Annotated in this window: 13 protein-coding genes; 9 read left to right on the plus strand and 4 right to left on the minus strand. The window is 52.3% G+C overall.

Annotated elements, in window-relative coordinates; all coding sequences use genetic code 11:
- Positions 1–214 precede the first annotated feature (214 nt).
- Positions 215–1,057 carry a formyltetrahydrofolate deformylase gene (gene purU / locus ABLV64_RS05005; protein ID WP_004203178.1) on the minus strand — a complete coding sequence of 281 codons (843 nt, stop codon included), beginning with the start codon at positions 1,055–1,057 and terminating at the stop codon, positions 215–217.
- A gap of 42 nt (positions 1,058–1,099) precedes the next feature.
- Complete coding sequence (locus ABLV64_RS05010) at positions 1,100–1,558, minus strand: YchJ family protein (RefSeq protein WP_017900770.1); 459 nt, start codon at positions 1,556–1,558, stop codon at positions 1,100–1,102.
- A 112-nt stretch (positions 1,559–1,670) separates the two neighbouring features.
- On the opposite strand from ABLV64_RS05010, the gene rssA reads away from it, so the two are divergent.
- The 3 genes from rssA to galU all read left to right on the plus strand — a co-directional run bounded on the left by rssA (position 1,671) and on the right by galU (position 4,776).
- Complete coding sequence (gene rssA, locus ABLV64_RS05015; protein ID WP_004203175.1) at positions 1,671–2,573, plus strand: patatin-like phospholipase RssA; 903 nt, start codon at positions 1,671–1,673, stop codon at positions 2,571–2,573.
- A gap of 89 nt (positions 2,574–2,662) precedes the next feature.
- Entirely contained in the window at positions 2,663–3,676 is a 1,014-nt protein-coding gene (gene rssB, locus ABLV64_RS05020; RefSeq protein ID WP_017900771.1) for a two-component system response regulator RssB, read from the plus strand.
- Between the two features lie 197 nt (positions 3,677–3,873).
- A complete protein-coding gene (galU, locus tag ABLV64_RS05025; protein ID WP_004203168.1) occupies positions 3,874–4,776 on the plus strand; it encodes a UTP--glucose-1-phosphate uridylyltransferase GalU in 903 nt (300 codons plus the stop codon).
- 121 nt (positions 4,777–4,897) lie between these two features.
- Here the strand turns inward: galU and hns are convergent, their stop codons facing one another.
- Positions 4,898–5,305, minus strand: a complete 408-nt coding sequence (gene hns, locus ABLV64_RS05030) for a histone-like nucleoid-structuring protein H-NS (RefSeq protein ID WP_002910103.1) — start codon at positions 5,303–5,305, stop codon at positions 4,898–4,900.
- A 561-nt stretch (positions 5,306–5,866) separates the two neighbouring features.
- On the opposite strand from hns, the gene tdk reads away from it, so the two are divergent.
- Positions 5,867–6,484, plus strand: a complete 618-nt coding sequence (gene tdk, locus ABLV64_RS05035; RefSeq protein ID WP_032431077.1) for a thymidine kinase — start codon at positions 5,867–5,869, stop codon at positions 6,482–6,484.
- 146 nt (positions 6,485–6,630) lie between these two features.
- On the opposite strand, the gene adhE is transcribed toward tdk, so the two are convergent.
- A complete protein-coding gene (gene adhE, locus ABLV64_RS05040) occupies positions 6,631–9,306 on the minus strand; it encodes a bifunctional acetaldehyde-CoA/alcohol dehydrogenase (RefSeq protein ID WP_004203165.1) in 2,676 nt (891 codons plus the stop codon).
- A gap of 77 nt (positions 9,307–9,383) precedes the next feature.
- Between adhE and ABLV64_RS05045 the strand changes: the two genes are divergently transcribed.
- The 5 genes from ABLV64_RS05045 to oppC all read left to right on the plus strand — a co-directional run bounded on the left by ABLV64_RS05045 (position 9,384) and on the right by oppC (position 14,737).
- Entirely contained in the window at positions 9,384–9,569 is a 186-nt protein-coding gene (locus tag ABLV64_RS05045; protein WP_032425908.1) for a hypothetical protein, read from the plus strand.
- A 213-nt stretch (positions 9,570–9,782) separates the two neighbouring features.
- Entirely contained in the window at positions 9,783–10,430 is a 648-nt protein-coding gene (locus ABLV64_RS05050; protein WP_002910095.1) for a YchE family NAAT transporter, read from the plus strand.
- A 743-nt stretch (positions 10,431–11,173) separates the two neighbouring features.
- Positions 11,174–12,808 carry an oligopeptide ABC transporter substrate-binding protein OppA gene (oppA, locus tag ABLV64_RS05055; protein ID WP_004203164.1) on the plus strand — a complete coding sequence of 545 codons (1,635 nt, stop codon included), beginning with the start codon at positions 11,174–11,176 and terminating at the stop codon, positions 12,806–12,808.
- A gap of 85 nt (positions 12,809–12,893) precedes the next feature.
- On the plus strand, positions 12,894–13,814 hold the full coding sequence (gene oppB / locus ABLV64_RS05060) for an oligopeptide ABC transporter permease OppB (protein ID WP_002910089.1): 921 nt from the start codon (positions 12,894–12,896) through the stop codon (positions 13,812–13,814).
- A 14-nt stretch (positions 13,815–13,828) separates the two neighbouring features.
- Positions 13,829–14,737, plus strand: coding sequence for an oligopeptide ABC transporter permease OppC (gene oppC, locus ABLV64_RS05065; RefSeq protein WP_004145396.1), 909 nt, complete (start codon positions 13,829–13,831; stop codon positions 14,735–14,737).
- Positions 14,738–14,741 lie beyond the last annotated feature (4 nt).

Genomic DNA, 14,741 nt, shown 5'->3' on the forward strand with positions numbered 1-14,741 from the left:
AGTCGATGACGGCAGATTTACAGTCTGCTCCCTTTGGCCGCTCGGGAACCCCACCACGGGGTAATGCTTAGTACTGGCCTGCTTCCTTCTCGGGAAGCGGGGCGCATCATACCAAATGATGCGCCCCTGTAAAGCATTCCTTTGACAAAAATAAACTGGTTGCCTGATTTTTACCCGTAACGCCGTAAAGCTAACCAATTCATTTCTCAGTCGATTAAAGAATAATCGTCCGGTTGCCGTAGACGAAGACGCGCTGCGCCAGTACCTGATACAGCGCCCGGCTCAATACGTTTTTTTCGACATCGCGCCCGGCACGCATCATATCTTCTGCGGTATAAGTATGATCGACGTGAATGACGTCCTGCATAATGATGGGGCCTTCGTCCAGATTATCATTCACGTAGTGGGCGGTGGCGCCGATGATCTTCACGCCACGCTCATAGGCCTGATGATACGGACGCGCGCCGATAAACGCCGGCAGGAACGAGTGGTGAATGTTAATGATCTTGTTCGGGAAACGGGCGACAAATTCCGGCGTAAGCACGCGCATATACTTGGCCAGCACCACGTAATCCGGCTCGTGGGCGGCAATCGCGTCGCCCATCTGTTTGTCGTGCTCTTCGCGGCTCAGCCCTTCATGGCTGACCAGTTCAAACGGGATGCCAAAACGTTCCACCAGCGGGCGCAGGGTGTCATGGTTACCAATAACCGCGGCAATATCGACATCCAGCCCGCCGTAATTGGCTTTCATCAGCAGATCGCCGAGGCAGTGGGCCTCTTTCGTCACCAGAATCACCACCCGGCGGCGGCCTGCCGGATTGAGTTCACGAATCGAGCCTTCCGGCAGGGCGCTGTCCAGATCGGCCAGCAGAATAGCGTCGTTGAAAATGCCTTCCAGTTCGGTGCGCATAAAGAAACGACCGGTGCGGTGGTCAACAAATTCGTTGTTCTGCACAATGTTAAGTTCGTGCTTGTAGCAGATATTGGTGATACGCGCGATGAGGCCTTTCTGATCAGGGCAAATAGTGCGTAGTACTTTACGTTGTAATGAATGCATCGCGAGGAAAATCCTGTAGTGTTTGCAAGCGCTGCGGCAGCGTTACTGGCCGCAGCATTTTTTAAATTTTTTACCTGAACCGCAAGGGCAGGGGTCGTTACGGCCAATCAGCGGTCGTGTCCCGTCGATATAGTACCACTGTCCATTTTCTTTTAAGAATCTGGAACGTTCAATAATGGCGCCCGGGCGGTTATTGTCATTAAAGCGGGCGATAAAGCTGACAAAGCCTTCATTTGCGGCTCGTCCTTCATCGCTGGCGAACAGGGTTAAGCCCAGCCATTCTGTGTGGGCAAAGCCTTTCTCCAGTTCGGCGCGAAACTGCCGCGCCTGACAGGACGGATGCCAGGTTTTGATCAGATAGTCGGCATCTTTCATGACGAACGCGCTGTAACGGGAGCGCATAAGCTGTGACGGGCCTGGCGCAAGCTCAGCGCCGGACAGATATCGCTGGCAACATGAGCTATACTCCAGTGCGCTGCCACAGGGGCATAATTGCGACAAAACAGCCTCCATGGAAGAATGAGTAACGGCGCTTCTACGCCAAAGGGCTTTATGTTAACTGAGCCGTGACAATGTTGCCACGCTCAGAGTGGAAGGATAGTTATCAGTACTAATGAGAAAGCTTAAAATTGGTCTGGCGTTAGGTGCGGGTGCCGCCCGCGGATGGTCGCATATTGGCGTCATCAACGCCCTCCAGCAGGCCGGCATTGAGATTGATATCGTGGCCGGTTGCTCTATCGGTTCGCTGGTAGGGGCGGCGTATGCCTGTAACCGGCTCCCGGCGCTTGAGTCCTGGGTCTGCTCTTTCAGCAACTGGGACGTTCTGAAACTGATGGACCTCTCCTGGCGCCGCGGTGGACTGTTGCGGGGTGAAAAGGTATTCAATCATTATCGCCGCATCATGCCCGTGACCGATATCGAACACTGCGAACGGCGATTTGCCGCCGTCGCGACAAATTTAAGCACTGGCAGGGAGCTGTGGTTTACCGAAGGCGATCTGCATTTAGCGATTCGAGCCTCCTGCAGTATGCCGGGGTTAATGTCGCCGGTAAGGCATAATGGTTACTGGCTGGTCGATGGCGCGGTGGTCAATCCGGTTCCCGTGTCGCTTACGCGGGCAATGGGGGCCGATATCGTGATTGCCGTGGATCTGCAACATGATGCCCACCTTATGCAGCAGGATTTATTCTCCCTCGAAACGCCGCGGCGGGAAGCCGAAGCGAAGGAGGGGCCATGGCATACTCGTCTGCGCGCACGCTTGACGCAAATGAGTTCCCGCCGGACGGCCGTGACGCCGACGGCGATGGAGATCATGACCACCTCTATCCAGGTCCTGGAGAATCGTCTTAAACGCAATCGTATGGCGGGTGACCCGCCGGATATCCTGTTGCAACCGTACTGTCCACAAGTCTCGACGCTTGATTTCCATCGCGCCGGCGAGGCGATTACCGCAGGGCAGCTGGCGGTAGAAAAGAAAATGGATGAATTATTACCCTTAGTGCGTACCGCGATTTGACGCACGAGTACCTGACTTAAGCAAATTCTGACAGGCGATAGTGAGAATAGCGTGCCACTATTGAATTATCGTCAGCCAGGGGAGATATCATGACGCAGCCATTGGCGGGAAAACAGATTCTGATAGTTGAAGACGAACCCGTTTTCCGCTCACTCTTGCATGGATGGCTGACCTCGCTGGGAGCAACGACCTTCCAGGCGGAAGATGGCAAGGATGCCCTGCATAAAATGACGGAGGTGCATCCGGACCTGATGATTTGCGACATTTCGATGCCGAGAATGAACGGTCTGGAGCTGGTGGAGACGTTGCGTAATCGCGGCGAGCAGCTACCGATCCTGATGATTTCCGCTACCGAAAACATGGCCGATATAGCCAAAGCGTTGCGGCTTGGCGTTCAGGACGTGTTGTTAAAGCCAGTAAAAGATTTCAATCGCCTGCGTGAAACCGTTTATGCGTGCCTCTATCCTGCGATGTTCAGTTCACGTGTGGAAGAGGAAGAGCGTCTATTTGAGGACTGGGACGCGCTGGTCAGTAATCCTACCGCCGCCTCACGATTACTGCAGGAATTACAGCCGCCGGTGCAACAGGAAATGTCGCACTGCCGCATTCATTATCGCCAGCTGGTGTCGGCGGATAAACCCGGTCTGGTACTCGATATCGCGCCGCTCTCGGACAATGATTTGGCCTTCTATTGTCTGGATGTCACACGAGCAGGAGATAATGGCGTACTGGCAGCTTTATTATTGCGCGCGTTGTTCAATGGCTTGTTACAGGAGCAACTGGCGCATCAGGGACAACGGCTTCCAGAAATGGGGAGTCTGCTAAAACAGGTGAATCAGCTGCTGCGTCAGGCAAACCTTCCCGGTCAGTTTCCTTTGTTAGTGGGGTATTACCACAGCGGACTGAAAAATTTAATTCTGGTGTCGGCGGGGCTCAATGGCACGCTGAATACCGGTGAGCATCAAATTCAGATTAGTAATGGCGTTCCTTTGGGAACGTTGGGTGATGCTTACCTTAACCAAATTAGCCAGCGTTGTACCTCATGGCAGTGCCAAATTTGGGGGGCTGGAGGGCGTTTACGCTTAATGTTGTCTGCGGAATGAGCAATTACGGTTATATCTAAGCAGACGGGATTACCCGTTGCCCTTTAGCGGTGGTAACATCGAGCAGTTTTATGCGTAAAAGTCCTAATTCGAGGCTATCGGAAGCTTTTCAGACCAGTGAATACGCGGTTGACTGATATACTCGACACGTTATTTGTAACGAGAAGTTTAAAAAACAAACAGTCCAGGAGATTTCAATGGCTGCCCTTAATTCTAAAGTCAGAAAAGCGGTTATCCCGGTTGCGGGATTAGGCACCAGGATGCTGCCGGCCACCAAAGCGATTCCAAAAGAAATGCTGCCGCTGGTAGATAAGCCGTTAATTCAGTACGTTGTTAATGAATGTATCGCTGCAGGAATTACTGAAATTGTTCTGGTAACGCACTCGTCCAAAAACTCTATCGAAAACCATTTCGATACCAGTTTTGAGCTGGAAGCGATGCTGGAAAAACGCGTAAAACGCCAGCTGCTGGAAGAAGTGCAGTCTATTTGCCCGCCGCACGTAACCATTATGCAAGTTCGTCAGGGCCTGGCGAAAGGTCTGGGGCACGCGGTACTTTGCGCCCATCCGGTAGTGGGTGATGAGCCGGTCGCGGTTATTCTGCCAGACGTTATTCTGGATGAATATGAATCCGATCTGAGCCGCGATAACCTCGCGGAGATGATTTCTCGTTTCGATGAGACCGGCGCCAGCCAGATTATGGTTGAGCCTGTCGAGGACGTGACCGCCTATGGCGTGGTTGACTGCAAAGGTGAATCTCTGCAGCCGGGCGAAAGCGTACCGATGGTGGGTGTGGTAGAGAAGCCGAAAGCTGACGTTGCGCCGTCCAACCTGGCGGTGGTGGGGCGCTATGTCCTCAGCGCCGATATCTGGCCACTGCTGGCGAAGACTCCTCCGGGTGCCGGTGATGAAATTCAGCTGACTGACGCGATTGATATGCTGATCGAAAAAGAGACAGTCGAAGCTTATCACATGAAAGGCAAGAGCCATGACTGCGGTAATAAGCTTGGCTACATGCAGGCGTTCGTCGAATATGGTATTCGCCACAAAACGCTGGGTGACGATTTTAAAGCCTGGCTGGAAACCGCGGTCACGAAGTAATCTGCCGCGCTGTTGAAAGCACAAAACCGGGAGCCGCAGATGCGCTCCCGGTTTTTTATATCGGCCCTGGAGCAAAAAAAATCCCGCCGCAGCGGGATTTTTTATATCAAAACAACGGAGATTAGATCAGGAAATCGTCCAGTGATTTACCTTGCTCATCCATTGCTTTTTTGATCACCGCCGGGGTACGGCCCTGGCCGGTCCAGGTTTTGGTTTCGCCGTTTTCGTCGACATAGCTGTATTTAGCCGGACGTGCAGCACGCTTGGTTTTGGTACCGGCTTTAACGGCTGCCATGGTGCTCAGCAGTTCATTCGGATCAATACCGTCAGCAATCAGCATTTCACGGTATTGCTGCAGCTTGCGCGTACGTTCTTCAATTTCTGCTGCGGCGGCGTTTTCTTCTTCACGGCGCTCGTTAACAACGACTTCTAATTTTTCCAGCATTTCTTCGAGCGTTTCCAGGGTGCATTCTCTTGCCTGCGCACGAAGAGTACGGATGTTGTTCAAAATTTTAAGTGCTTCGCTCATTGTAGTAATCTCAAACTTATATTGTGGGGTGGTTTGTTGAACTAATAATAGAGCGATAAAATGCGTTGTGCAATAGGGGGGAATGTAAGGAATTCAAAATTACTGGTTATTTGTCGCGAGAATTAATTAATTTAAGTTAAAATTCCCGTGCCGCTTCACATCTTTCATCCTTATAGCGATGAGGAGAAGGTAAGCTAAAACACTGAGACGGTATGCTTTTTCTGAGCTACGGTGAGAAAAATTATCCTTTACATGGGTAAATAACCCTCGTCAGTATTAGCGCATTTTTGGTTACGAGACTTAATATAAAACAACGTGCGGCCCAGCTTATAGCCCCATAGTTAACCGCCCTATAAGCACGAAAAGACAATGGTTACCCCGCCAGTAGCGTAACGGGGCGCACAAATAATGGCCCTGTAAATTCAATTCATCCTCTTAATCCTTTGGCTTTGCAGGCTCTTCGGCTGCGATACAATACCCCTGCTAAACGGGCGGCTGTACGCATAAAATATGGTATAATCTCCGCCGCGATAAAACACTTTGATTGGGGTCACGCAGCCGATGGCACAACTTTATTTCTACTACTCTGCAATGAATGCAGGTAAGTCGACCGCTCTGTTGCAATCTTCGTACAATTACCAGGAGCGGGGGATGCGTACCGTCGTTTATACCGCTGAGATTGATGACCGCTTTGGCGCCGGAAAAGTTAGCTCGCGTATCGGTCTCTCATCGCCAGCCCGTTTGTATAATCCACAGACGTCGCTATATAACGATATTGCCGCAGAGCACAAGTTAAAACCGATTCACTGCGTGCTGGTGGATGAAAGCCAGTTTCTGACGCGCGAGCAGGTTCATGAGCTGTCTGAAGTTGTCGATACGCTGGACATTCCGGTGCTTTGCTATGGCCTGCGGACAGACTTTCGCGGTGAGCTCTTCACCGGTAGCCAGTATTTGCTGGCCTGGTCAGATAAGCTGGTGGAGCTAAAAACCATCTGTTTCTGCGGACGAAAGGCTAGCATGGTGCTGCGCCTCGATCAGGAGGGGCGTCCTTATAATGAGGGCGAGCAGGTCGTCATCGGCGGTAATGAACGATACGTTTCAGTCTGTCGTAAGCATTATAAAGAAGCGCTGAGCGTCGGCTCGTTAACCCAGGTACAAAACCAGCACCGCCCCTGCTAATACGCGCAGAAGCTCGTCCAGGCGCCTGTAGGCGCCTTTTTTATTGCCTGCGCTCCGTTGGGTTAGCAGGGTTAAAGCATGGCTGACGGCAGGCAAAAAAAAGCCCCGTCAGATGACGGGGCTTGCAGAACGTTTATGCTTGTTGATTAAGCGGATTTTTTCGCTTTTTTCTCAGCTTTCACTGGTGCCGCTTCGGCTTTCGCGGCGGCTTCGCCTTCGACGAACTCGCGACCGTAGTAGGTATCCAGCAGGATCTGTTTCAGTTCGGAGATCAGCGGGTAGCGCGGGTTAGCGCCGGTGCACTGGTCATCGAATGCATCTTCAGACAGCTTATCAACGTGGGCCAGGAAGTCAGCTTCCTGAACGCCAGCTTCGCGGATAGATTTCGGAATACCCAGCTCAGCTTTCACGCTTTCCAGCCATGCCAGCAGTTTCTCGATTTTCGCTGCGGTGCGGTCGCCCGGTGCGGAGAGACCCAGGTGATCGGCGATTTCAGCGTAGCGACGACGAGCCTGCGGACGGTCGTACTGGCTGAACGCGGTCTGCTTGGTCGGGTTGTCATTCGCGTTGTAGCGGATAACGTTGCAGATCAGCAGGGCGTTGGCCAGACCGTGCGGAATATGGAACTGGGAACCCAGTTTGTGCGCCATGGAGTGGCACACGCCGAGGAAGGCGTTAGCAAACGCAATACCGGCGATGGTGGCGGCACTGTGTACGCGCTCGCGGGCAACCGGGTTCTTGGAACCTTCGTGGTAGGACGCCGGCAGGTACTCTTTCAGCAGCTTCAGCGCCTGCAGAGCCTGGCCGTCAGAGAACTCAGAAGCCAGAACGGAAACGTAAGCTTCCAGGGCGTGGGTCACTGCATCCAGACCACCGAACGCACACAGCGATTTCGGCATATCCATCACCAGGTTGGCATCGACGATGGCCATATCCGGGGTCAGCGCGTAGTCCGCCAGCGGATATTTCTGACCTGTCGCGTCGTCGGTCACAACGGCGAACGGCGTAACTTCAGAACCGGTACCGGAGGTGGTAGTGATCGCTACCATCTTGGCTTTAACGCCCATTTTCGGGAACTTGTAGATACGTTTACGGATATCCATAAAGCGCAGGGCCAGTTCTTCGAAGTGGGTTTCCGGATGTTCGTACATGACCCACATGATTTTCGCCGCATCCATCGGGGAACCGCCACCCAGCGCGATGATCACGTCTGGTTTGAAGGAGTTCGCCAGTTCAGCACCTTTACGAACGATGGTCAGCGTCGGGTCAGCTTCAACTTCGAAGAAGACTTCAGTTTCCACACCCGCAGCTTTCAGTACGGAGGTGATCTGATCGGCATAACCGTTGTTGAACAGGAAGCGGTCAGTCACGATCAGCGCGCGTTTGTGACCATCAGTAATCACTTCATCCAGTGCGATAGGCAGGGAGCCACGACGGAAGTAGATAGATTTCGGAAGTTTGTGCCACAACATGTTTTCAGCTCGCTTAGCAACGGTTTTCTTGTTGATCAGGTGTTTCGGACCAACGTTTTCAGAGATGGAGTTACCACCCCAGGAACCACAACCCAGAGTCAGGGAAGGAGCGAGTTTGAAGTTGTACAGGTCACCGATACCACCCTGAGAAGCCGGGGTGTTGATCAGGATACGCGCCGTTTTCATCATCTGGCCGAAGTAAGCCACGCGAGCCGGCTGGTTATCCTGGTCGGTGTACAGGCAAGAGGTATGACCGATACCGCCCATGGCGACCAGTTTTTCTGCTTTGGTCACGGCGTCTTCGAAATCTTTCGCACGGTACATCGCCAGCGTCGGAGACAGTTTTTCGTGAGCAAACGGCTCGCTTTCGTCAACGTCGGTGACTTCGCCAATCAGGATTTTAGTCGTGGCCGGTACGGTGAAGCCTGCCAGTTCAGCGATTTTCGCTGCAGGCTGACCAACGATAGCGGCGTTCAGCGCGCCATTTTTCAGGATAATGTCCTGAACGGCTTTCAGCTCTTTACCCTGCAGCAGGTAGCCGCCGTGGCTGGCGAAACGTTCGCGAACCGCGTCATAAACGGAATCAACCACCACAACGGACTGCTCAGAAGCACAGATAACGCCGTTATCGAAGGTTTTAGACATCAGAACGGAAGCAACGGCGCGTTTGATGTCAGCCGTTTCATCAATCACCACCGGGGTGTTACCGGCACCTACGCCGATAGCAGGTTTACCGGAGCTGTATGCTGCTTTCACCATGCCTGGACCACCGGTTGCAAGGATCAGGTTGATATCCGGGTGGTGCATCAGGGCGTTAGACAGCTCAACAGACGGCTGATCGATCCAACCAATCAGGTCTTTCGGTGCGCCGGCAGCGATGGCAGCCTGCAGGACAATGTCAGCCGCTTTGTTAGTGGCTTCTTTAGCACGCGGGTGCGGAGAGAAAATGATGGCGTTACGCGTCTTCAGGCTGATGAGCGATTTGAAGATGGCTGTTGAAGTCGGGTTCGTGGTCGGAACGATACCGCAGATGATGCCGATAGGTTCAGCGATAGTGATGGTACCAAAAGTGTCGTCTTCTGACAGGACGCCACAGGTTTTTTCGTCTTTATAAGCGTTGTAGATGTATTCGGAAGCGAAGTGGTTTTTGATCACTTTGTCTTCAACGATGCCCATGCCGGATTCGGCAACGGCCATTTTGGCGAGAGGGATTCGAGCATCTGCAGCGGCCAGCGCGGCGGCGCGGAAGATTTTGTCGACTTGTTCTTGAGTGAAACTGGCATATTCACGCTGGGCTTTCTTGACACGCTCAACAAGCGCGTTCAGTTCAGCGATATTAGTAACAGCCATAATGCTCTCCTGATAATGTTAAACTTTTTTAGTAAATCAGTCGCTCGATTCGACATTATAGACAGGCTGTAAACAGCTTGCATGTAAATGTTTATGTAGGAAAATCAGGACGCTGTTTTACCGATTTACTAAAAAAGCTTTATCTTTTTAACTTTCAGGTACTGCTGCCTTCCACTCTGTTGGTGTCATCAAGATTACTCACTTCTGAGTACAAATTACGTGATTTAGATCAAGTATTGGCACTGCTGATACCTTTCAGCTGACTGCTTTTTGACCGGTTCGATCAAGTGTAATGGGAGGGTTTTGAAATTAAAAAAACGATTAGCATTAAAACTACAAATAGCTAACATTCGATACATATCACCGGGTTATGCATATTTATAATGAATATTGCATGCAAAAAGCGTATGTTTCGCGCAGTTATTTTATGCTGTTAACAGTCAACCGCCAATTTTGATGATGCTGCGGAGCCCATTGTGACTCAATCACTGTTCGATTTTTCTGCATATTTCAAGTTTTTCATCGGCTTATTTGCTCTGGTTAACCCGGTGGGCATTATTCCGGTGTTCATTAGTATGACCAGCTACCAACCGGCAGCAGTGCGCAATAAGACCAACCTGACCGCCAACCTATCGGTGGCGATCATCCTCCTGACGTCATTGTTTCTCGGCGATGGCATTCTGCAGATTTTTGGTATCTCCATTGATTCGTTCCGTATCGCCGGCGGCATCCTGGTGGTGACCATCGCGATGTCGATGATCAGCGGTAAGCTCGGTGAAGATAAGCAGAACAAGCAGGAGAAGTCGGAGACGGCGGTGCGGGAGAGCATCGGCGTGGTTCCTCTCGCGCTACCGCTAATGGCCGGACCGGGGGCAATCAGTTCCACTATCGTGTGGGGTACGCGGTATCACTCCTGGGTGCACCTCGTCGGTTTTTCACTGGCGATTGCCGTCTTTGCCCTCTGCTGCTGGGGGATTTTCCGCATGGCGCCGTGGCTGGTGCGTCTGCTAGGGCAGACAGGGATCAACGTTATCACCCGTATTATGGGCCTGCTGCTGATGGCCCTTGGCATTGAGTTTATTGTGACGGGGATTAAAGCGCTCTTTCCGGGGCTGCTGAGTTAGCTGGTTGCCACGCAGGCGGGTAGGTTCCCTTCTCGCCTGCGCGATTATTAGCAAAACCTATTAGCCAGCGCGTAACCGGCGGTAGGAATAACATTTTGCGATATCGCTATTAATTCCATAATTTTCATTAATATATGAAATATTTCTCTTAACATTCCCCTCACGTCTCCCCATCCTGTGATGTTATTTTCTTCACATCATTCTCTGGTACTTGCTGTCGGATCATCGAAATGATATTAGTAATTTTAACAAGGCTGTAGATGAATGTGCTAAAAAGTAATCTATTGTTAAATTTTTGTACAAAAAATCATCTTGCGGTCGTTGATCAGTATGTTGGCTGGTGAAAGCATCATAACTAAATGATTAATAATGATATTTTTCTATCGGTGTTTTGTGGCAACCGCGAGTAACGCTGGCAAAGCCGGCAATAAAAGAGAATCCGGTAACATATTTGCAAATTGCATTGGCGGAGGTGTTTACCTTTTGGTACTTTCCGCCGTTATCGTCTGCTGAATTATGTGCGTAAATGAGAATCATTTTTAATGCTCTCGCTATGCCGGAACTGCCCCCCAGCGAGGGGGAACGAATCGACGTTAAGACTGCCGTTCGAGCGGTCGTAATAAATAAGTCGGTGATAGCAATCTGCCAATCGCAAACACTCCTGCGCTGGACAGATCCCCTAAACGGGAAAAAAACAGGCTGGTTAAAAAACCAGTAATTATAATGACTGGAGTTACAACACAATGACCATCATCACTAAAAAACGTTTGATCGCCGCAGGAGTGCTATCCGCACTCATGGCCGGCAATATGGCTATGGCAGCGGATGTCCCGGCCGGTGTGCAGCTTTCGGATAAGCAAACGCTGGTGCGAAATAGCGGCGCCGAACCGCAATCGCTGGACCCGAATAAAATCGAAGGGGTGCCTGAGGCGAATATTAGCCGCGACCTGTTCGAAGGCTTGCTGAATACCTCGCCGAAAGATGGCCACCCGATCCCTGGCGTGGCAGAGAGCTGGGATAATAAAGATTTCAAAGTCTGGACTTTCCATCTGCGTAAAGATGCGAAATGGTCTAACGGCGAGCCGGTGACCGCCCAGGACTTCGTTTATAGCTGGCAGCGTCTTGTGGATCCGAAAACCGCGTCTCCTTATGCCAGCTATCCGCAGTATGGTCATATCGTGAACGTCGACGAAATCATTGACGGCAAGAAAGCTCCGAGCGAACTGGGCGTAAAAGCCATTGACGACCACACGCTGGAAGTCACCCTCAGCGAGCCAGTACCCTATTTTTATAAACTGCTGGTTAACCCGGCGATGTCTCCTGTCTACAAACCAGCGATTGAAAAATTTGGCGAGAAGTGGACGCAGCCTGGCAATATCGTCACCAATGGCGCGTACACTCTGAAAGACTGGGTGGTCAACGAACGTATCGTCATGGAGCGCAACCCGCATTACTGGGATAATGCCAAAACCGTTATTAACACTGTCACCTGGCTGCCGACCTCTTCTGAAGTGACCTATGTTAACCGTTACCGCAGCGGTGAGCTGGATATGACCTATAACCAGCTGCCGATCGAGCTCTTCCAGAAACTGAAAAAAGAGATCCCGAACGAGCTGCACGTTGACCCGTATCTGTGTACTTATTACTACGAAATTAACAACCAGAAAGCACCGTTCACCGACGTGCGCGTACGTACCGCGCTGAAGCTGGGTCTGGACCGCGACATTATTGCCAATAAGGTAAAAGGACAGGGCGATCTGCCGGCCTACGGCTACACCCCGCCGTATACCGATGGCGCGAAACTGACCGAGCCGGAATGGTTTACCTGGTCGCAGGAAAAACGGAATGAAGAAGCGAAAAAACTGCTGGCCGAAGCCGGCTATAGCGCCGATAAACCGTTGACCTTCAACCTGCTGTATAACACCTCTGATTTGCACAAGAAGCTGGCGATTGCCGCCGCCTCGCTGTGGCGTAAAAACCTGGGCATTGACGTGAAGTTGGTCAACCAGGAGTGGAAAACGTTCCTCGATACCCGTCATCAGGGTACCTATGACGTGGCGCGTGCAGGCTGGTGCGCCGACTATAACGAGCCAACCTCATTCCTGAATACCATGCTTTCAGACAGCTCAATGAACACTGCGCACTATAAGAGCCCGGCGTTCGATAAGATTATGGCTGAATCCGTGAAAGCATCCGATGAAGCGCAGCGCACTGCAGCCTATGCGAAAGCAGAGCAGCAGCTGGACAAAGACAGCGCGATCGTACCGGTCTATTACTACGTTAACGCCCGCCTGGTGAAACCGTGGGTCGGTGGCTACACCGGTAAAGACCCGATGGATAACGTCTATACCAAAGACCTTTACGTTATCAAACATTAATGGCAATACGTGGAGCGGGCCTGTGCTCGCTCCATCGTGTCTTATTTGAGAGCAGTGCAAAGGCACACGCCAGAAGGTACGGGCAATGTTAAAATTTATCTTACGTCGCTGTCTGGAAGCGATTCCGACGCTATTCATTCTTATTACCATTTCATTCTTCATGATGCGTCTGGCTCCGGGAAGTCCTTTTACCGGGGAACGCACGCTACCGCCGGAAGTCATGGCGAATATTGAAGCAAAATACCATTTAAACGACCCCATCATGACGCAGTACTTCAATTACCTGAAGCAGCTGGCGCATGGCGATTTTGGTCCCTCCTTTAAATACAAAGATTATTCGGTCAACGATCTGGTGGCGGCCAGCTTCCCGGTTTCGGCGAAACTGGGCTTCGCTGCCTTTTTGCTGGCGGTAGTGATCGGCGTCGCTGCGGGCGTTATTGCCGCTTTGAAGCAGAATACCCGCTGGGACTATGCGGTGATGGGGGTAGCCATGACCGGCGTGGTGATTCCGAGCTTTGTGGTGGCGCCTCTGCTGGTGATGATCTTTGCTATTACCCTGCACTGGCTGCCGGGCGGCGGCTGGAACGGCGGGGCGTTGAAATTTATGATCCTGCCGATGGTGGCGCTTTCCCTGGCCTATATCGCCAGCATCGCGCGAATTACCCGCGGCTCAATGATTGAAGTGCTGCACTCTAACTTTATCCGCACCGCGCGGGCGAAGGGGCTGCCGATGCGCCGCATTATTTTGCGCCATGCGCTGAAGCCGGCGCTGCTGCCGGTGCTCTCCTATATGGGGCCGGCTTTCGTGGGCATCATTACGGGCTCAATGGTCATTGAAACCATTTACGGCCTGCCGGGGATTGGCCAGCTGTTCGTTAACGGGGCGCTTAACCGCGACTACTCGCTGGTGCTCAGCCTGACGATCCTCGTGGGCGCCCTGACTATTCTGTTCAACGCCATCGTTGACGTGCTTTACGCCGTTATCGATCCGAAGATTCGCTACTGAAGCCGGAGTTCGCCATGATGTTAAGTAAGAAAAATAGCGAGGCGCTGGAAAACTTCAGTGAGAAGCTGGAAGTGGAGGGGCGTAGCCTCTGGCAGGATGCGCGTCGCCGCTTTATGCATAACCGCGCCGCGGTCACCAGCTTGATTATGCTGGTGCTCATTGCGCTGTTCGTGACCTTCGCGCCGATGGTGTCGTCATTCTCCTATTTCGATACCGACTGGGGCATGATGTCCAATGCCCCGGACATGGCCTCTGGCCACTACTTTGGGACCGACTCCTCCGGTCGCGATCTGCTGGTGCGCGTGGCGATCGGCGGGCGTATTTCGCTGATGGTTGGGGTGGCGGCGGCGCTGGTGGCGGTGATCCTCGGCACGCTGTACGGTTCGCTTTCCGGGTATCTCGGCGGCAAAGTGGATTCGGTGATGATGCGTCTGCTGGAGATCCTCAACTCCTTCCCGTTTATGTTCTTCGTTATCCTGCTGGTGACCTTTTTTGGTCAGAATATCCTGTTGATTTTTGTCGCTATCGGCATGGTCTCCTGGCTGGACATGGCCCGTATCGTACGCGGACAGACCTTGAGCCTGAAGCGCAAAGAGTTTATTGAGGCGGCGCAGGTCGGCGGGGTCTCCACAGCGAGCATCGTGCTGCGCCATATCGTTCCTAATGTGCTGGGTGTGGTGGTGGTGTACGCCTCGCTGCTGGTCCCCAGTATGATCCTCTTTGAATCCTTCCTCAGCTTCCTGGGGTTGGGGACGCAGGAGCCGCTCAGCAGCTGGGGGGCATTGCTCAGCGATGGCGCCAACTCAATGGAAGTCTCGCCCTGGCTATTGCTGTTCCCGGCGGGTTTCCTGGTGGTGACCCTGTTCTGTTTCAACTTTATCGGCGATGGTTTGCGTGATGCCCTCGACCCGAAAGACCGCTAAGGAG

It is taken from the genome of Klebsiella sp. JB_Kp031, assembly GCF_040064295.1.
GTDB lineage: Bacteria > Pseudomonadota > Gammaproteobacteria > Enterobacterales > Enterobacteriaceae > Klebsiella > Klebsiella quasipneumoniae.

Bases quoted from the DNA above. Each gene is read 5' to 3' on its own strand.
- adhE (WP_004203165.1), bottom strand. From the start codon at position 9,306: ATGGCTGTTACTAATATCGCTGAACTGAACGCGCTTGTTGAGCGTGTC.
- oppB (WP_002910089.1), top strand. From the start codon at position 12,894: ATGTTAAAATTTATCTTACGTCGCTGTCTGGAAGCGATTCCGACGCTA.
- oppA (WP_004203164.1), top strand. From the start codon at position 11,174: ATGACCATCATCACTAAAAAACGTTTGATCGCCGCAGGAGTGCTATCC.
- hns (WP_002910103.1), bottom strand. From the start codon at position 5,305: ATGAGCGAAGCACTTAAAATTTTGAACAACATCCGTACTCTTCGTGCG.
- rssA (WP_004203175.1), top strand. From the start codon at position 1,671: ATGAGAAAGCTTAAAATTGGTCTGGCGTTAGGTGCGGGTGCCGCCCGC.
- tdk (WP_032431077.1), top strand. From the start codon at position 5,867: ATGGCACAACTTTATTTCTACTACTCTGCAATGAATGCAGGTAAGTCG.
- purU (WP_004203178.1), bottom strand. From the start codon at position 1,057: ATGCATTCATTACAACGTAAAGTACTACGCACTATTTGCCCTGATCAG.
- oppC (WP_004145396.1), top strand. From the start codon at position 13,829: ATGATGTTAAGTAAGAAAAATAGCGAGGCGCTGGAAAACTTCAGTGAG.
- rssB (WP_017900771.1), top strand. From the start codon at position 2,663: ATGACGCAGCCATTGGCGGGAAAACAGATTCTGATAGTTGAAGACGAA.
- galU (WP_004203168.1), top strand. From the start codon at position 3,874: ATGGCTGCCCTTAATTCTAAAGTCAGAAAAGCGGTTATCCCGGTTGCG.